The 17,029-nt window shown below is 68.4% G+C and carries 17 protein-coding genes; 10 read left to right on the top strand and 7 right to left on the bottom strand.

Annotated features, from left to right (window positions below):
- The first annotated feature begins 12 nt into the window (after positions 1-12).
- Complete coding sequence (gene holA, locus AB7I40_RS21770; RefSeq protein WP_428347068.1) at positions 13-1,005, top strand: DNA polymerase III subunit delta; 993 nt, start codon at positions 13-15, stop codon at positions 1,003-1,005.
- A gap of 75 nt (positions 1,006-1,080) precedes the next feature.
- On the opposite strand, the gene rpsT is transcribed toward holA, so the two are convergent.
- Positions 1,081-1,341, bottom strand: a complete 261-nt coding sequence (gene rpsT, locus AB7I40_RS21765; protein WP_428347067.1) for a 30S ribosomal protein S20 — start codon at positions 1,339-1,341, stop codon at positions 1,081-1,083.
- 289 nt (positions 1,342-1,630) lie between these two features.
- On the opposite strand from rpsT, the gene AB7I40_RS21760 reads away from it, so the two are divergent.
- Positions 1,631-2,902, top strand: coding sequence for an FG-GAP repeat domain-containing protein (locus AB7I40_RS21760; protein WP_428347066.1), 1,272 nt, complete (start codon positions 1,631-1,633; stop codon positions 2,900-2,902).
- Between the two features lie 15 nt (positions 2,903-2,917).
- Here the strand turns inward: AB7I40_RS21760 and AB7I40_RS21755 are convergent, their stop codons facing one another.
- Positions 2,918-3,856 (bottom strand): phosphotransferase, encoded by a 939-nt coding sequence (locus AB7I40_RS21755; protein WP_428347065.1) that lies wholly within the window; start codon positions 3,854-3,856, stop codon positions 2,918-2,920.
- A 126-nt stretch (positions 3,857-3,982) separates the two neighbouring features.
- Here AB7I40_RS21755 and lepA point away from each other — a divergent pair, with 126 nt between their 5' ends.
- The 4 genes from lepA (at position 3,983) to AB7I40_RS21735 (ending at position 8,427) form a co-directional block, all read left to right on the top strand.
- A complete protein-coding gene (gene lepA, locus AB7I40_RS21750; protein WP_428347064.1) occupies positions 3,983-5,854 on the top strand; it encodes a translation elongation factor 4 in 1,872 nt (623 codons plus the stop codon).
- Positions 5,854-6,351: a hypothetical protein gene (locus AB7I40_RS21745; RefSeq protein ID WP_428347063.1), complete on the top strand. Its 498-nt coding sequence runs from the start codon at positions 5,854-5,856 to the stop codon at positions 6,349-6,351. The genes lepA and AB7I40_RS21745 overlap by 1 nt, the downstream gene beginning before the upstream one ends.
- Positions 6,348-7,253 (top strand): aminoglycoside phosphotransferase family protein, encoded by a 906-nt coding sequence (locus AB7I40_RS21740; RefSeq protein ID WP_428347062.1) that lies wholly within the window; start codon positions 6,348-6,350, stop codon positions 7,251-7,253. Before AB7I40_RS21745 ends, AB7I40_RS21740 begins: the two co-directional genes overlap by 4 nt.
- Positions 7,254-7,428: 175 nt before the next feature.
- Positions 7,429-8,427, top strand: a complete 999-nt coding sequence (locus tag AB7I40_RS21735) for a DNA topoisomerase IB (protein ID WP_428347061.1) — start codon at positions 7,429-7,431, stop codon at positions 8,425-8,427.
- Here AB7I40_RS21735 and AB7I40_RS21730 read toward each other — a convergent pair.
- The 3 genes from AB7I40_RS21730 to AB7I40_RS21720 are packed head-to-tail and all read right to left on the bottom strand — an operon-like array spanning position 8,408 to position 10,581.
- Complete coding sequence (locus AB7I40_RS21730; protein WP_428347060.1) at positions 8,408-8,992, bottom strand: YdeI/OmpD-associated family protein; 585 nt, start codon at positions 8,990-8,992, stop codon at positions 8,408-8,410. The genes AB7I40_RS21735 and AB7I40_RS21730 overlap by 20 nt on opposite strands.
- A 10-nt stretch (positions 8,993-9,002) precedes the next feature.
- Positions 9,003-10,229: an RNA polymerase sigma factor gene (locus AB7I40_RS21725; protein ID WP_428347059.1), complete on the bottom strand. Its 1,227-nt coding sequence runs from the start codon at positions 10,227-10,229 to the stop codon at positions 9,003-9,005.
- 4 nt (positions 10,230-10,233) lie between these two features.
- The gene (locus tag AB7I40_RS21720; protein ID WP_428347058.1) at positions 10,234-10,581 is read right to left on the bottom strand and encodes a YciI family protein; all 348 of its coding nucleotides are present in this window, start codon (positions 10,579-10,581) and stop codon (positions 10,234-10,236) included.
- Positions 10,582-10,677: 96 nt separating this feature from the next.
- Here AB7I40_RS21720 and AB7I40_RS21715 point away from each other — a divergent pair, with 96 nt between their 5' ends.
- The 4 genes from AB7I40_RS21715 (at position 10,678) to hemW (ending at position 15,419) form a co-directional block, all read left to right on the top strand.
- Complete coding sequence (locus AB7I40_RS21715) at positions 10,678-11,325, top strand: MOSC domain-containing protein (protein WP_428347056.1); 648 nt, start codon at positions 10,678-10,680, stop codon at positions 11,323-11,325.
- 72 nt (positions 11,326-11,397) lie between these two features.
- A complete protein-coding gene (locus AB7I40_RS21710; protein ID WP_428347054.1) occupies positions 11,398-13,218 on the top strand; it encodes an AMP-dependent synthetase/ligase in 1,821 nt (606 codons plus the stop codon).
- 82 nt (positions 13,219-13,300) lie between these two features.
- Positions 13,301-14,161: a 3,4-dioxygenase subunit beta gene (locus tag AB7I40_RS21705; RefSeq protein ID WP_428347053.1), complete on the top strand. Its 861-nt coding sequence runs from the start codon at positions 13,301-13,303 to the stop codon at positions 14,159-14,161.
- Between the two features lie 31 nt (positions 14,162-14,192).
- The gene (hemW, locus tag AB7I40_RS21700; RefSeq protein ID WP_428347052.1) at positions 14,193-15,419 is read left to right on the top strand and encodes a radical SAM family heme chaperone HemW; all 1,227 of its coding nucleotides are present in this window, start codon (positions 14,193-14,195) and stop codon (positions 15,417-15,419) included.
- 2 nt (positions 15,420-15,421) lie between these two features.
- On the opposite strand, the gene AB7I40_RS21695 is transcribed toward hemW, so the two are convergent.
- Together AB7I40_RS21695 and AB7I40_RS21690 are read right to left on the bottom strand one after the other, a co-directional pair.
- Positions 15,422-15,952: a DUF4870 domain-containing protein gene (locus AB7I40_RS21695; protein ID WP_428347051.1), complete on the bottom strand. Its 531-nt coding sequence runs from the start codon at positions 15,950-15,952 to the stop codon at positions 15,422-15,424.
- A gap of 35 nt (positions 15,953-15,987) precedes the next feature.
- Positions 15,988-16,839, bottom strand: a complete 852-nt coding sequence (locus tag AB7I40_RS21690) for a DUF3097 domain-containing protein (protein ID WP_428347050.1) — start codon at positions 16,837-16,839, stop codon at positions 15,988-15,990.
- Between the last annotated feature and the right edge of the window lie 190 nt (positions 16,840-17,029).

The raw sequence follows: 17,029 nt of genomic DNA, 5'->3' as shown, positions 1-17,029 counted from the left end.
GCTGGCGCCACCATGGCCAGTCCTCGCGCACCTCAACCGTCAGCCGTTCTCGGCAGGGTCACCCTGATCACCGGGCCCGAGGAGTTCCTCAACGAGCGCACCGTGTCCGCTGTTCGCTCCGCGGTGCGTGGCTATGACGTCGAAGCGGAGTTCTCCGACGCCGTCGCCGCGGACCTGAGCCTGGCGACCCTCGGTGAGCTGGCTGCTCCCTCGCTCTTCTCCTCCACCCGATGCGTGGTGGTGCGGGCTCTGGAGCACCTGCCGGAGGAGTCGGTCTCCGGGCTGCTGGACTACTGCGCCGCGCCGGTGGAGGACGTCGCGTTGGTGCTGGCCCACTCCGGTGGCCAGAAGGGCTCCGGGGTCCTGACCAAACTGAGGAAGCTCCCCACGGTCACCGAGGTGAAGTCCGAGCAGCTCAAGAGCAATGAGCTGGCCGCCTTCGTCACCTCGGAGGTGGCTGGGCACGGAGCCCGCATCGACCGTGACGCAGCAGGTTTCCTCGTCGAGGCGGTCGGTCAGGACCTGCGTTCGCTCGCCGCCGCGGCGCACCAGCTCACCAATGACTTTCCCGGCGAGGCCCTCACGACCGACCAGGTGAAGCGTTACTTCGGGGGCCGGGCCGAGGCGAAATCGTTCGCTGTTGCCGACCACGCCTTCTACGGACGGCCCTCGGCAGCGCTGGAGGAGCTTCGCTGGGCGCTGGACGGAGGCACGGCCGCGGTCCTGGTCACCTCGGCGTTCGCCTCCGGCGCCCGCGGGTTGGCCCGCATGATCTCGGCCCCGCGAGGGATGCGGGACAACGATCTGGCCCGCGTGGTCGGGGTGCCACCGTGGAAGCTGCGCACGCTGCGCGAGCAGTCCCGAGGCTGGTCGGAGGCCGGTGCCGCCGCTGCCATCCGGGCTGTGGCCCAGGCGGACGCCGACATCAAGGGTGCAGCCACCGACGCGTCCTATGCGCTCGAACGGCTGGTGCTCACGATCACCCGACTGCGCAGCCCGCGCTGAGGCTGGCTGCTGGGCCATCCCTGCCAAATGCACAAAGCGCCGCCCCCGATGGGAACGGCGCCTGGGCTGACCGGCTCAGAGAGTGGCGGCCTTCTTGGCGATGGCCGACTTGCGGTTGGCCGCCTGGTTCTTGTGGATGACGCCCTTGGACGCAGCCTGGTCGAGCTTCTTGGTGGCGCTCTGGGCAGCCGCGGTGGCGGCAGCCTTGTCGTCGCCCTCGGCAAGCTCGCGGAACTTGCGGATGGCGGACTTGAGGCCCGTCTTCACGGCCTTGTTCCGCTCGTGCGCCGCCTCGTTCTGACGGTTGCGCTTGATCTGGGACTTGATGTTCGCCACGTGGGTGCGCCTCTGTGTTGTCGGTGAATCGGACGGAACTGCTGCAAGTAGGTGGTGCGGATCGGCGTCTTCTCCTGGACCGGCAGACACCAGACACGCGACGAGAAACTCTATCAGCGCCCCGGAACCAGCCCAAATCGAAGCGGCGACCCATGCCGGTGACCCTGTCCGTGCTGGGGTGACCCAGGGGGCACGTACTGGGGGGCGGGGTAGTCATTGTTGCGCATTGCACCGTGGAGGCAGCGGGTCTAGACAGGATAAAAGGCATTTCTCGGACTTTGGAGTCGCCATGTCCCGCATCCGTATCGCCTCAATCGCTTTGACCTTCTTGACGGCAGCGGGGGTGGTCGCGCTCGCGCCGGGAGCGGCCGTCCAGGCCGCCGACCCGCAATTGGCCGACCGCGCAGCAGCCGCCGGCCTCACCCTCACCGAGCGCACCTGGTCGGCCGCGCCGGTCGACTACGACAACGACGGCGACCAGGACGTCCTGATCGTCAACCACCAGCACGCCAACGGTCGCCTCTACAGCAGCAACGGCAACGGCACCTACACCTGGGTGGCCCGCACCGCGTGGCCGCGCGTCAACAGTCAGGGCGGAATCCTCGACCGTCACGACTGTGCCTGGGCGGACGTGGACGGCAACGGACTCCAGGACGCCTACTGCTCGGGTGGGCGCAACAAGTCGAACTACGTGAAGACGGCGGTGAAGGACAACGAACTCTGGTTCCAGACCTCCGTTGGCGTCTTCGTCGACCGGGGCACCGAGTGGGGCGTCGGCGACGCCTGCGGCCGCGGCCGGTACGTCGCGTTCCTGGACGTGAACAACGACGGGTGGCAGGACCTGTTCCTGAGCAACCAGGCGGGTCGCAACGTGAGCGACCCGTGTGACAACCCTGCCAATGGTCTGCCGAACGAGCAGTCGAAGATCTTCCTCAACAACGCCGGCCGCTCGCTGACCTACGCTCCGGCCTGGAACGTGTCCCAGCCGAATTCCGGCGTCTCGTGTGCCCTCCCGCTGGACTACAACAAGGACGGCCGGATGGACCTGCTGGCCTGCAAGTTCCACCAGGAGCGTCCACTGCTCTACCGCAACACCGGGACCGGGTTCGCCGAGACCTCAGCCTCCGTCGGACTGACCGCGATCACCGACGCGGTGACCGGTGACCTCAACAACGACGGCCTCCTGGATCTGGTCACCAGTGACGACAACGGGTGGGCCTACCGTCTCGGGACCGCGACATCCCTGGCTGCACAGGTCCGACTGGGCACGGCTGCCAGCGGCACCGACGGGGTCGGGATCGCGGTCGGGGACATCAACGGTGACGGTCGTCAGGACGTCTACGCTCAGGCGGGCCGTGGCAGCGGCGCCAATCCGGACGACCGGGTGTTCGTGAACCAGGGCTCCCTGAGGTTCACCAGCTACGTGCCGCCGTCCGCGACCGGGCAGGCGAACGCCGTCGTCGCGCTGACGCAGCCTGCGGGCACGCCGGTCAGGTTCCTGGTGCTCAACGGCCTGGAGCAGCAGGACGGCCCCTACCAGCTGATCACCTGGGCGGGCTGAGGCGAGCCTCGAGCGTCACGACCAGCCGCGCCGCTCGCACAGCCAGTCCCAGCACGTCTCGGCGTGCCAGGACTGGTGTGCGCGCAGGTGTGGTGACGTCGGCGGCACCGGGTCGTCTCGCTGCTTGAGGAAGTAGCCGGCCAACAGGGCGAGCACCCGGTCGATGTGATCGGGAGGTACGGCGCTGAGCTCACTGCGGTCCGCGATGACGGCCTCCACGTCGAGACCGTCTCCCCGCGGACCGATCAGCAGGAACACCGCATCGAGCCACGACGCTCCCAGCACCGGCCAGTTCCAGTCGCAGGTCCAGACCTTGCCGTCGTCGTCGATGAGGAGGTTGTCGTCACGCAGGTCCGTGTGGACGACCGTGTCGCCCGCGGTGACCTCGCGGAATCCGGCGGCCAGGGCAGCGGCCTCCTCGAGATGTGGCAACCCGGGCTGGGTGGCCCGGACGTGGTCCCAGTGACCGGGCACCGAGGCGAACTCGTCAGCGAACGTGTCCAGGTCCATGCGCACCGGCGGCGGGGTGAGTCGGTCCGCGAGGTCGGCGACGGTGTCCAGGCAGCGCTCCAGGTCCGCACTCGACCACGGCCGGGCCGGATGGCGGCCCTCGACGTACTCGATGCCGAGCACGACCCAGTCGTCGTCGAGCGACCACAGCAGTTGCGGGGCAGGGATGGCGGACGGGAGCTCCGACAGCTTGCGAGCCTCCTCGCGATAGGAGGTGGCAAAGGCCGGCTGTGCCTTGACCGACGCCGCCTTGACGAAGTGGCGGCTGCCGTCCTCGCAGGTCAGGACCGAGGCGAAGCCAGGAGTGAACCCGGCGTTCTGCGAGACGGCGGTGTTCACGGGCGACCCGCACTTGCGCTCGATGTAGGCACGCAGGTTGGCCGGAAGGAACTGCCACTCCAGTCGGCGGGCCGAGCTGCGGCTGGGCACCGGGTAGGGCTTCATGCCCGGCATCCTTCCCGACGTCGGCCGCCAGCGCCCGCGCGGGTGTCCCCAGGCTGTCGAATCAGGGGAAGGTGGGATGGCATGGAAGAATGACACGATCCCCGACGACGTAGAAGAAAGCCCTCAGTGCCCCCCTCGACTGCCCCCCGGCCCGGCCACACCGATCCCGCGATCATCCGCAATTTCTGCATCATCGCGCACATCGACCACGGCAAGTCGACGCTGGCCGACCGGATGCTCCAGCTGACCGGTGTCGTCGATGCCCGGGCGGCCCGGGCGCAGTACCTCGACCGCATGGACATCGAGCGCGAGCGGGGGATCACCATCAAGAGCCAGGCCGTCCGGATGCCGTGGACGGTGCCGGCGGACAACGAGCAGGGTGCAGCGCCGGGGCACTACGTGCTCAACATGATCGACACGCCCGGTCACGTCGACTTCACCTACGAGGTGTCGCGCTCGCTCGAGGCATGCGAGGCGGCCGTCCTGCTGGTCGACGCCGCCCAGGGGATCGAGGCCCAGACGCTGGCCAACCTCTACCTGGCGCTCGGCGCAGACCTGCACATCATCCCGGTGCTCAACAAGATCGACCTGCCGTCGGCCCAGCCTGAGAAGTACGCCGCCGAGCTGGCTGGGATCATCGGCTGCGACCCTGCCGACGTGCTGCAGACCTCGGCCAAGACCGGGCTGGGTGTCGAGGCCCTGCTCAACGAGATCGTCAAGCAGACTCCGGCACCCGTCGGTGACGCCGACGCCCCGCCGCGCGCCTTGATCTTCGACTCCGTCTACGACACCTACCGCGGGGTGGTCACCTACGTCCGCGTGGTCGACGGCAAGCTGTCGCACCGCGACCGGATCAAGATGATGTCCAACGGTGTCGTGCACGAGATGCTCGAGGTGGGCGTGATCAGCCCTGAACCGGTCAAGTCCTCCGACCTCGGCGTCGGCGAGGTGGGCTACCTCATCACCGGGGTGAAGGACGTGCGCCAGTCCCGGGTCGGCGACACGGTGACCAGCCAGCACCACGGCGCCACCGAGGCGCTGGGCGGCTACAAGCACCCCAATCCGATGGTCTACTCGGGCCTCTACCCGATCGACGGCGACGACTATCCGGCCCTGCGTGACGCGCTCGAGCGACTGCAGCTCAACGATGCCGCCCTGGCCTACGAGCCGGAGACCTCGGGTGCCCTCGGGTTCGGGTTCCGCTGCGGGTTCCTCGGACTGCTGCACATGGAGATCGTGCGCGAACGGCTGGAGCGCGAGTTCAACCTCGACCTGATCTCGACCGCACCCAACGTGGTCTACCAGGTGACGATGGACGACGGCACCGAGTTCGAGGTGACCAACCCGAGCGAGTATCCCGAGGGCAAGATCGCCGAGGTCCGCGAGCCCATGGTGCGTGCCACGATCCTGTCGCCCTCCGACTACATCGGCACGATCATGGAGCTGTGCCAGACCAAGCGCGGCAACCTCCAGGGCATGGACTACCTGTCCGAGGACCGGGTCGAGATGCGTTACACCCTTCCGATGGGGGAGATCGTCTTCGACTTCTTCGATGCGCTGAAGTCGCGGACCAAGGGCTATGCCTCCCTCGACTACGAACGTTCCGGGGAGCAGGCGGCCGATCTGGTCAAGGTCGACATCCTCCTGCACGGTGAGCCGGTCGACGCGTTCTCCGCGATCGTCCACCGCGACGCGGCGTACGGCTACGGCGTGATGCTGGCCGGCAAGCTCAAGGAGCTGATCCCGCGCCAGCAGTTCGAGGTGCCGATCCAGGCGGCGATCGGTGCTCGGGTCATCGCTCGCGAGACCATCCGGGCGATCCGCAAGGACGTGCTCGCGAAGTGTTACGGCGGCGACATCACCCGCAAACGCAAGCTGCTGGAGAAGCAGAAGGAGGGCAAGAAGCGGATGAAGATGGTCGGCCGCGTCGAGGTTCCCCAGGAAGCCTTCATCGCCGCGCTCTCCAACGCTCCGACGGCAGAGAAGTCCAAGAAGTAGTGGACGTACGTCGCGTCGCTGATGACCAGTGGGACATCGTCGCGTGGCTGTGGCAGGCGTTCCGCAACGACCTGGCACCGGTGGTCGACAGCTTTCCCCAGCCCGATGGTCGCTACAACACGGCGCCCCTCGAGGGGTATCCGGGCGTGGGTCGTGAAGGCTGGATCGCGTGGGCGCCCCACCCGAACCTCGGCGCTCCGGCCCCGATCGGCTTCGCGCTGGTGAGCGACCTCGCGACAGCAGAGCAGTCGTTGGCCCAGTTCTTCGTGGTGCCGGCGGCGCGACGTACCGGCGTGGGGCGGCGCCTCGCCGCGTACGTGCTGGCACAGCACCCAGGGCCGTGGCGGGTGGGCTTCCAGCACGAGAACCCTGAGGCGGGGGCCTTCTGGCGACGCGTGTTCTGCGAGGCCTTCGGGGCCGACGGGTGGGTGGAATCCCGGCAGGCCGTCGAGCACAAGCCGCAGGCGCCGGCCGATCACTGGATCCGCACCCGGTGAGGCTGCCCGCCGGTCTCCTGGCCTTCGCCGCGATCAGCGCGGAGTGGGACAGCTGGTTGCAGGCGCTCCCAGCACTGGTCGACGACCTCCTCGAGGAGTGGCAGCTCGATCTCGACGGACCTGCGACCCACGGCTACTGCGCAGTCGTCGTGCCCGTGCGCACCATCGCGCAGCGACCCGCGATGCTGAAGGTCGGTTGGCCGCACCCCGAGGCCGAGCACGAGCATCTCGCGCTGAAGCAGTGGGCGGGACGAGGAGCAGTCGAGCTCCTACGCGCCGACCCGCGGCGGTTCGCGCTGCTGCTGGAGCGCCTCGACCCCACGGACCTGAGCGACCTGTGGGACCTGGAGGCCTGCGAGATCGTGGGTGGGTTGTACTCCCAGCTGCACGTCCCCGCGCTCCCGCAGTTGCGCACCCTGTCGTCGTACGTCGAGCAGTGGACCGCGGAGCTGTCGCAGGTGCCCCGCTCGGCACCGATCCCGCCCAGGCTGGTGCAGCAGGCCGTGTCTCTGGGCCGTGGTTTCCTGGCCGATCCCAGCATCGACGCGACCACGATCCACGGGGATCTGCACTACGGGAACGTGCTCGCCGCGCACCGGTCGCCCTGGCTGGCCATCGACCCGAAACCGATGTCGGGGGATCCTCACTTCGAACTCGCCCCCATGCTCTTCAACCGGTACGACGAGCTGGCCGGTGACGTCCGAGACGGCGTACGGCGTCGGTTCCACACCCTGGTCGACGTCGCGGGACTCGATGAGCACCGGGCCCGCGACTGGGTCGTGGTGCGCATGATGCACAACGCCATGTGGTGGCTCCAGGACCCGCAAGACGGCCCCCGGGTTGCCCCCGGCGACCACTACCTGACGATGTGTGTCGCGATCGCCAAGGCGGTCCAGGACTAGCTCGTCCCGCGCGCCTCAGGTTCATCAAGGGATGCAGGTCAGCCGGTGCTTCCCTCGGCGAACTCATCGTGGGGAGTGGAGGTTCGCCTGCATACCTTGATGAACCAGGGGCAGGAGACGACTGACACCCCCACGGGTGAAGTCCGAGCAGGGCTGGCTCACCTAGCCTGACGTGATGGCTCGCCTGCGGACGGTCTCCCCCAACTCCCGCGGCTGGACCCGGCGACGGGCCGGCAGCGGTTTCGTCTACCTGGATGCTGCTGGAGGACGGCTGGGCGCCGAGGAGGTGGCGCGGGTGAAGGCGCTGGTCATCCCGCCGGCCTGGTCCGACGTGTGGATCTGCCCAGTTCCCAACGGCCACCTGCAGGCGGTCGGCACCGATGAGGCGGGCCGGAGGCAGTACCTCTACCACCCCGAGTGGCGGATCAAGCGCGACAAGCTCAAGTTCGACCGGGTCACCCAGGCTGCGAAGCGGCTGCCAGCGGCCCGTCGTACTCTTCTGACGCACCTCGGCAGTGAGGGAATGGACCTGGACCGTGCCGCGGCGACGGCCGTCCGACTGCTCGACCTCGGCTACTTCCGGATCGGCGGGGATGCCTACGCCGACAACGGCTCGTTCGGTCTCACGACGCTCGAGCGTCGGCACGTGTCGGGGCGCGGTGGTCGCCTCGTGTTCGACTTCGTCGGCAAGTCGGGCATCGAGCACCGCATCGAGATCGATGATCCGCTGGCGATCTCGGCCATCGAGGTGATGCGACGCCGCCGCGGCGGAAGTGACCGCCTGTTGGCCTACAAGGAGGCGCGTCGGTGGGTCGACCTCGACGCCGCCCGGGTCAACGACTACCTGCGCACCAGCACGGGGGAGGACCTCACCGCCAAGGACTTCCGCACGTGGCACGCGACGGTGCTGGCGGCCGCTGCGCTGGCTGCCAGCGAGGAGCCCGGCGACACCAAGGCGTCGCGGGCCCGGGCGGTGCGCGCTGCTGCGGTGGAGGTCTCGGAGTTCCTCGGCAACACCCCGACGGTCGCGAAGTCGGCCTACATCGACCCTCGGGTGATCGACCTCTACGAGAACGGGGTGACCATCGCCGCAGCGCTCAAGCGTCAGTACGCCGACCCCGCGGCCCGGCAGGCGGGGCTGGAGCGCGCGGTCCTCACGATGCTGGCCGACTAGCCAGCGAGCTGACCGCCTTCTCGATGTGGGCGGCACGGTTGGCGGGTGTGCGGGTGGTGAGGACGTCGAGGATCACCGCGTACTGCGCCGAGGCTCCAAGAGCCTCGAACGCCGCGGCTGCGACCGGGTGGGCGGCCAACGCCGCCGCCAGGTCGTCGGGAACGCCTGCCTCGCGTTGTGGGGGATAGGCGGCCTCCCAGCGGCCGTCCGCCTTCGCTGCGTCGACCTCGGCGAGGCCGCTTGAGCGCATCCGGCCCGCGTCGGTGAGGGCCTCGACCTTGCGTACGTTCACGAGTGACCACCGGCTGCGCGGGCGTCGCGGGACGTACTTCTGCAGGTAGAAGTCGTGGTCGTGGGACCTCCGCTGACCCGAGATCCAGCCGAAGCACAGGCCGACGTCGACGGCCTCGTCCTCGCTGATGGAGGGGATTCCCGACGCCTTCTTGGCCATCTTGATCCACACACCTGCGGGGTGGTCCGAGTGCGTCTCGAGCCAGGCCTCGAAGGCCGACGCATCGCCGAACGCGATCACGTCCGGCTCGTCGCGCTCCGGCGAGGTAACCATGCCCGCCACGCTAGCCGAGGGTGTCGCGGCGTCGCCCGAGCCAGCTGCGTTCGGCGGCGTTCTCGGTCAGCTCGATCGCCCGGTCGTACGCCGCCCGCGCCTCGTCGTCGCGCCCGAGTCGCCGCAGCAGATCGGCGCGGGTCGCGTGCCAGGCGTGGTAGTCGCTCAGGGGGAGGCCGTCGACGATCGCGAGCCCCACCTGGGGACCGTCGAGCTCGGCGACAGCCACGGCTCGGTTGAGGGCCACGACGGGGCCGGGGGAGACCCGGAGCAGCTGGTCGTAGAGCGCCACCACCTGCTTCCAGTCGGTCATCGAGGCGTCCAGCGCATCGGTGTGCACCGCGTTGATCGCCGCCTGGAGCTGGTAGGGGCCGGGTCGATTCACCGCGAGGCAGTGCCGGACCAGCGCGTGTCCCTCGTCGATCAGGCTGTGATCCCACCGTGAGCGATCCTGGTCGGGCAGGGTGACCAGGATGCCGTCGGCGACCCGCGCCCGCCTGCGGGCCTCCAGGAGCAGCATCAGAGCGAGGAGGCCGTCGACCTCCGGCGGGGAGCCCACCGCGGCGTCAAGGGCGCGCAGTTGGCGAGTCAGGCGGATCGCTTCGCTGCACAGCTCGGTGCGGATCGGGTCGGCGTTCCCGGAGGAGAGGTAGCCCTCGTTGAAGATCAGGTAGAGCACGGTCAGGACAGCGTCGAGGCGGACCTCCAGGTCACCCTGCTGGGGCACGCGGTAGGGGATGCGTGCCTGCTTGATCTTGGACTTGGCCCGTGTGATCCGTTGGGCCATCGTGGTCTCGGGCACCAGGAAGGCCCGAGCGATCTCGCCGACGGTGAGGCCGCCCAGCAGCCTCAGCGTCAGGGCCACCTGGGCGGGTCGCGCGATCGCCGGGTGGCAGCAGGTGAAGATCAGCCGGAGCCGGTCGTCCTCCACCGGCCCGGTGGGCTCGTGCGGGGTGTCATCGGTGAGCATGGCGGCCTCGGCGTACTTGGCGTCGCGGACCCGCTCGCGGCGGATCCGGTCGATGGCCTTGTTGCCGGCCACTCGGGTCAGCCACGCGGCGGGGTTGGGCGGCACTCCGTCAGCTGGCCACCGTTGGAGCGCGACGACCAGCGCCTCGGACAGGGCGTCCTCGGCGAGGTCGACGTCTGCGAAGCGCCGGATCAGACCGGCGACGACGCGGCCGTACTCGGCCCTGACGACGCCGCTGATCTGCGCGGTGAGGTCATCGTCGGGCAAGGACTCAGACGTCCTGGAACGGGCGGACCTCGACCTTGCCACCGCAGGCGGCCGAGCCACGGGCGGCCAGGGCCAGGGCCTCGTCGAGGTCCTCGGCCTCGATCACCCAGAATCCGCCGAGGTACTCCTTGGACTCGACGTAGGGGCCGTCGGTGATCACCGTCCCGGTCCCGGTCCCGTCCACCACGGTGGCGCTGGTGATCGGATGCAGACCGCCGGCGAACACCCACTTGCCCGAGGAGCGGAGCTCGTCGTTGAACTTGCCCGTGGCGGCGTACATGCGCTGGATCTCGTCCTCGGGCGGCATCGTGTCGTCGATGGAACCATGAACGGAAAGCAGGTACTGCGACATCTCTGTCCTCCTGTGGTGGTTCGGCGGCTGGCGCCGCCATGCGTTGTCGTCACCCTGTCCACGAACAGCATCGGCGCGATACGACACAATCTGATCATGGCTTTCATCCGCTCGGTCAACGTCGGTCGGCCCCAGACCCGTGAATGGGCCGCGATCGGCCGGACCTCCATCGACAAGCATGCGGTCACCGGGCCCGTTCAGGTGGCCGCTCGTGGCCTGGAGGGCGACCAGGTCTCCGACACGGTCAATCACGGTGGCCGCGACGCGGCTGTCTACGCCTTCGCCCGCGAGGACCTGGACCACTGGGCCGCCGAACTCGGGCAGGACATCCGCGACGGCCAGTTCGGCGAGAACCTGACCACGAGCGGCATCGACGTCAACGATGCCGAGATCGGTGAACGGTGGCTGATCGGTTCGACCCTGCTCGAGATCAGCTCCGTGCGCACCCCGTGCAACGACTTCAAGAACTGGATGGGCTTCTCCGGCTACGAGAACCGGGCGTGGGTCAAGCGCTTCGCCGCACTGGGGCGCCCGGGTCCTTACCTCCGGGTGGTCCAGGAGGGCACGTTGGCGGCTGGCGACGAGCTGGTGGTGGTGCACCGACCGGGTCACGGAGTGAGCGTCAGCACGATGTTCCGGGCCCTGAACACTGACCGTTCGCTGCTACCTCAGCTGCTCAAGGTCGACGGGTTGATCGCGGAAGCCAGGGAAATGGCCGAGGCCTACGTCGCCGCGCGGGCCTGATCCCTACCGCCGCGTAGCATCGTGATCTAGGTTACTTGCGTCACAGCCTTTCCCGGAGAGCGCAGGAGAACCATGCCGATCAATCACGACGCGTCGTTTCTCGAGTCGATGCCGCGCAACGTCGCGGTGCAGTTCTTGGATCGGGTGAAGCAAAGCGGGAGCCGTGAGGCATACCGCTACCCCGTGGGAGACCGATGGGAGAGCGTGACCTGGAAGGAGACCGGCGACCAGGTCAACCGTCTGGCGGCGGGCCTGATGGCGCTGGGGATCGAGCCGGAGCAGCGGGTCGGCATCGCATCCTCGACCCGGTATGAGTGGATCCTCGCGGATCTCGCGATCACCTGCGCAGGTGCCGCGACGACCACCGTCTACCAGTCCACCAACGCCGACGACACGGCCTACATCCTGAGTGACTCCGACTGCCGCATCGTCTTCGCCGAGGACGACACCCAGATCGCGAAGCTGGTCTCGCACCGCTCCGAGATCCCGCAGGTGATCAAGGTGGTCACCTTCGACGGCAAGACCGACGGGGACTGGGTGATCGGCATGGAGGACCTCGCGGTGCTCGGCGATGCCTACCTCGCCGACAACCCGACGGCCGTGACCGACCACGCCGAGGCGATCGAGCCCGACCAGCTGGCCACCCTGATCTACACCTCAGGGACGACCGGGCGACCGAAGGGTGTGCGGCTGCGGCATCTTTCCTGGGTCTACGAGGGCGAGGTCATCAAGGCCCACGGCATCCTCGACGAGACCGACCTGCAGTTCCTGTGGCTCCCGATGGCGCACTCCTTCGGCAAGGTCCTGCTGTCGACCCAGATGGCCTGCGGCTTCGCCACCGCCGTCGACGGCCGGGTCGACAAGATCATCGAGAACCTCGCCGTCGTGAAGCCGACCTTCATGGGCGCGGCTCCGCGGATCTTCGAGAAGGCGCACGGCCGGATCGTCACCATGCAGGCGGCCGAGGGCGGGGTGAAGGAGAAGATCTTCAAGCAGGCCTTCGCGGTCGGGCTGAAGGTCGATCAGCTCCAGCGGGACGGCAAGTCGGTCCCGCTGCACCTCAAGCTGCAGCACGCTGTCTTCGACAAGCTGGTCTTCAGCAAGATCCGCGATCGCTTCGGTGGCCGGGTCCGCTTCTTCATCTCCGGCGCCGCCGCGCTCAACCGCGAGGTGGCCGAGTGGTTCCACGCGGCAGGGATCGTGATCCTCGAGGGCTACGGACTCACCGAGACCTCGGCGGGGGCGTTCGTCAACCACCCCGACCACTACAAGTTCGGCTCGGTGGGCCCGGCCTTCACCGGCAGCGAGGTCAAGATCGCCGAGGACGGCGAGGTGCTGGTCAAGGGCCCCCACATCATGGAGGGCTATCACAACCTGCCCGAGCAGACGGCCGAGGCGCTCACCCCCGACGGCTGGTTGCACACCGGTGACATCGGGGAGCTGGACTCCGAGGGGTTCCTCAAGATCACCGACCGGAAGAAGGACCTGTTCAAGACCTCCGGCGGCAAGTACATCGCGCCGTCTGCCATCGAGTCCCAGTTCAAGGCCGTGTGCCCCTATGCGAGCCAGTTCCTCGTGGTCGGGGCCGAACGCAACTTCTGTGTCGCGCTGATCACCCTCGACCCCGACCAGATGACTGACTGGGCCAAGCAGAACGGCATGGAGGGCGCGTCGTACACGGAGATCGTCAGCAGCCCGGCGGTGAACACGATGGTCTCCGGCTACGTCGATGAGCTCAACGGGCGACTGAACCGCTGGGAGACGATCAAGAAGTACGTGATCCTCGACCACGACCTCACGGTCGAGTCCGGGGAGCTGACGCCGTCGATGAAGGTCAAGCGCAAGGTCGTGGAGGACAACAACCGCGAGGCCATCGTGGCCCTCTACAGCTGAGCCGCACGGCCTCAGTGGAACTCAACCGCGCTGCACAGAGGTGACACAGGCGACGCACAGGCTGCCGCGGTGACATGGCGTCATGAGCAATCACCACGACCAAGACGACGAGTTGCACGACCACGACAAGGGGCTCGCGCACGACCTGCCCACGATCGTCTCGCGGGGCTACGGCCGGCGCGGGATGCTCGGCCTGCTGGGAGGGATCGGCGTGGCCACGGTGGCCGGCTGCTCCATCGCAGGCTCGGACGCGAGCACCGCCACGACCGCCGCGAGCTCGGAGGCGAGCACGGCCGCGAGCACGGCCGCGACAGACGGTGAGATCCCCGAGGAGACCGCCGGTCCCTATCCCGCAGACGGTTCCAACGGAGTGGACGTGCTGAGCGAGAGCGGCATCATCCGTCAGGACATCACCAGCTCCTTCGCTGGTGCCTCCGGCGTCGCCGAGGGCGTCCCGCTGACCATCAACCTCACGCTGGTCGACCTGAACGGCACCGACGTCGCGCCGCTCTCCGGTGCGGCTGTGTACCTGTGGCACTGCAACCGCGACGGGGAGTACTCCATGTACTCGGAGGCGATCGTCGAGGAGAACTACCTGCGCGGCGTACAGGAGTCCGACAGTGCCGGGGCGCTGACGTTCACCAGCATCTTCCCCGCCGCGTACGACGGGCGGTGGCCGCACATCCACTTCGAGGTCTACCCCTCGGTCGAGGACGCCACCACGGCGAGCAACAAGCTGCGGACCTCCCAGATCGCGCTGCCCGAGGACGCCTGCCAGGACGTCTACGACAACGCGGACGGCTACGACGCCAGCGCCGCCAACCTTCAGAGCACCTCGCTGGACACCGACATGGTCTTCTCCGACGGCTACTCGCTGCAGATGGCGAAGCTGACCGGCTCGGTCGACGAGGGGTACGTCGCCACGCTCAACGTCCCGATCTGAGCCGCTTGCCGGCCTCTGGGAGGATGGCGACATGCCGTCCTCCCTGCCCCCCGGGGATGAAGCACCCGCGGATGGCTCGTTGCCGTCGTCCGCGCTGGACGGGTTGGGGGATCGCCCGTTCGGGCTCTACGTCCACGTCCCGTTCTGCTCGGTGCGCTGCGGCTACTGCGACTTCAACACCTACACCGCCGATGAGCTCGGTGGCGCCAGCACGGCGCCGGGTGCCTCACGAGCGACCTACGCTGAGGCCGCGATCGCCGAGATCCGCCGCGCCCGAGCAGTCCTCGGCGACGTGGACCTACCGGTGCGGACGGTGTTCTTCGGGGGCGGTACGCCGACCCTGCTGAGCAGTGCGGATCTCGGCTCGATCCTGGCGGCGGTCCGGTCCGAGTTCGGGGTGGCACCGGATGCCGAGGTCACCACCGAAGCCAACCCCGACAGCGTGGACCTCGCAGACCTGGAGGCGCTGCGGGCCGCGGGCTTCAACCGGCTTTCCTTCGGCATGCAGTCCGCGGTGCCCCACGTGCTCAGGACCCTGGATCGCACCCACGACCCGCGTCGGGTGCCGGCGGTCGTCGGCTGGGCCCGTGACGCTGGGTTCGACAAGGTCAGCCTGGACCTCATCTACGGCACACCGGGGGAGACCCAGGCCGACTGGCGGCTCTCCGTGGAGGCCGCCCTGGCGTGTGCGCCGGACCACGTGAGCGCGTACGCGCTCATCGTGGAGGCGGGGACGGCTTTGGCCCGCCAGGTGCGCCGCGGCGAGATCGAGATGACCGACGACGACGACCTGGCCGACAAGTACCTCATGGCCGACCACCTGCTCTCCGCGGCCGGGCTGGGGTGGTACGAGGTGTCCAACTGGGCCAGCACGGCGGACCAGGAGTGCCTGCACAACCGGCTCTACTGGACCGGCGCCGACTGGTGGGGAGTGGGACCCGGCGCGCACTCCCACGTGGGCGGGGTGCGCTGGTGGAACGTCAAGCACCCGGCGGCGTACGCCGAGCGGTTGGCTGCCGGACTCAGCCCGGTGCACGCGCGCGAGGTGCTCGACCGTTCCGCACGGCGCACCGAACGGGTGTTGTTGGAGGTCCGGCTGCGCTCAGGGCTGCCGCTCGACGTCCTCGATGTGGCCGGGACGGCAGCAGTCCCCGGTCTGGTCGACCGGGGACTGCTGGTGATCGAGTCCGACCGTCTGGTGCTCACGGTCGAGGGGCGGCTGCTCGCAGACGCCGTGGTGCGCGACCTGCTGCCCTGAGGTCAGCTCACCAGTCGCAGGATCAACGGGAAGCGGTAGTCCTGCAGGGAGGCCGCCTTGACGATGCCGATGATCATGAAGACGTAGTAGGCGACGATCACGACCGGGAACAGGATGATCCCGACGAGCAGGAAGATCGAGATGCCGGAGGCGAACAGGTAGATGGCATAGGAGATCTGGAAGTTCAGGGCCTCCTTGGACGTGCGATCCACCCAGGCGGACCGGTCCTTGAAGACCAGCCACACGATCAGCGGGGAGATGAACCCGAGGATGAAGCCGCCGGCGTGGGCCAGGATCCCCCAGGTCTTCTCCTCGTCGGGGCGCAGCGGGGCACCAGCGGGCGCGGCGGCACCGTAGGGCTGCTGGGCGGGTGCGCCGTACGGCTGTTGCGGCTGGCCGTAGGGCTGTTGGGGCGGCTGCGGCTGCCCGTAGGGCGGCGTTGGCGTCTGTCCGTACGGCGGTGCCGGCGGCGGCTGGTCTGCCGGTTGGTCCGGCCTCTTGGTGAAGTCCGGGGTGCCCTCGGTGTCCGACATTGGCGCTTCCTCATCAGGTAGTCGAGCGGTGGCAGTCAGTCGTTGGTGACGAAGTCGATCAGTTCCTCAACCCTACCCAAGAGACTGGGTTCGAGATCCTGATACGACGAGACCTTTCCCAAGATGGTCTTCCAGGCCCGGGAGATGTCGGCCTGGTCGCGATGCGGCCAGCCCAGGTGCTGGCACACCCCCTTCTTCCACTCGATGCTGCGTGGGACGCTCGGCCAGGCTTTCAGGCCGAGCTTCTCGGGCTTCACCGCGGCCCACACATCGATGTAGGGGTGGCCCACGATCAAGACGTGCTTGCCCACCGGTGAGCGCTGCACGGCCTGGGCGATCCGGCTCTCCTTGGAGCCCGCGACGAGGTGGTCCACCAGGACGCCGACCTTGCGCTGAGGCCCCGGCCGGAAGTCGCGGAGGTGCTCGGCGAGGTCGTCCACGCCGTCGAGGTACTCGACCACCACGCCCTCGATGCGTAGGTCGGCACCCCAGACCTTCTCGACCAGTTCCGCGTCGTGGCGGCCTTCGACGAAGATCCGGCTGGCTCGCGCCACCCGGGCTCGGGCCTCCGGCACCGCGACCGAACCGGACGCGGTGCGGGTCGGTGCCGCGGGTGCGCCGGCGCGGCTCGGTGGGACCAGAATGACCGGTCTGCCCTCCAGCAGGAAGCCGGGGCCGAGCGGGAAGGTGCGCCGCTTCTCGCGGCGATCCTCCAGCGTGACCGTGTCGAGGTCGCGGTCCACGGCCACGATCTCGCCGCACCAGTCGGTGGTGACCTCCTCCACGACGAGGCCTGGGGTCGCCTCCGCCTCGACCGCGCGGCCTCGCTTCGGGGCGCGCCAGTCGGTCGCGAGCACGTCGCCGCCGTACCGATCGGTTGGATTCACTCCCCAACGCTAGCCCCGACCTGTCGCAGATGTACGCCCGAAACGCGCTCACCTGTCGCAGATGTACATCGCTCACGTGCATCTGCGACAGGTCGACGGGAAATTCATGTACATCTGCGACAGGTGGGTTGAAGGGTGAACAGTCGCGATATATCGTGAGCGTATCGGTTCGTCGTCGTGACAAGAGTGA

Source organism: Nocardioides sp. (assembly GCF_050246775.1).
Taxonomy (GTDB): domain Bacteria; phylum Actinomycetota; class Actinomycetes; order Propionibacteriales; family Nocardioidaceae; genus Nocardioides.
Note: the sequence above shows the minus strand (reverse complement) of the source record. Positions and strands in the feature narration are given on the sequence as shown.

What these genes read in the sequence shown, in the direction of transcription:
- holA (WP_428347068.1), top strand. Translation starts at nt 13, where the DNA reads ATGGCCAGTCCTCGCGCACCTCAACCGTCAGCCGTTCTCGGCAGGGTC.
- AB7I40_RS21760 (WP_428347066.1), top strand. Translation starts at nt 1,631, where the DNA reads ATGTCCCGCATCCGTATCGCCTCAATCGCTTTGACCTTCTTGACGGCA.
- AB7I40_RS21755 (WP_428347065.1), bottom strand. Translation starts at nt 3,856, where the DNA reads ATGAAGCCCTACCCGGTGCCCAGCCGCAGCTCGGCCCGCCGACTGGAG.
- AB7I40_RS21735 (WP_428347061.1), top strand. Translation starts at nt 7,429, where the DNA reads ATGGCTCGCCTGCGGACGGTCTCCCCCAACTCCCGCGGCTGGACCCGG.
- AB7I40_RS21730 (WP_428347060.1), bottom strand. Translation starts at nt 8,992, where the DNA reads ATGGTTACCTCGCCGGAGCGCGACGAGCCGGACGTGATCGCGTTCGGC.
- AB7I40_RS21720 (WP_428347058.1), bottom strand. Translation starts at nt 10,581, where the DNA reads ATGTCGCAGTACCTGCTTTCCGTTCATGGTTCCATCGACGACACGATG.
- AB7I40_RS21715 (WP_428347056.1), top strand. Translation starts at nt 10,678, where the DNA reads ATGGCTTTCATCCGCTCGGTCAACGTCGGTCGGCCCCAGACCCGTGAA.
- AB7I40_RS21710 (WP_428347054.1), top strand. Translation starts at nt 11,398, where the DNA reads ATGCCGATCAATCACGACGCGTCGTTTCTCGAGTCGATGCCGCGCAAC.
- AB7I40_RS21705 (WP_428347053.1), top strand. Translation starts at nt 13,301, where the DNA reads ATGAGCAATCACCACGACCAAGACGACGAGTTGCACGACCACGACAAG.
- hemW (WP_428347052.1), top strand. Translation starts at nt 14,193, where the DNA reads ATGCCGTCCTCCCTGCCCCCCGGGGATGAAGCACCCGCGGATGGCTCG.
- AB7I40_RS21695 (WP_428347051.1), bottom strand. Translation starts at nt 15,952, where the DNA reads ATGTCGGACACCGAGGGCACCCCGGACTTCACCAAGAGGCCGGACCAA.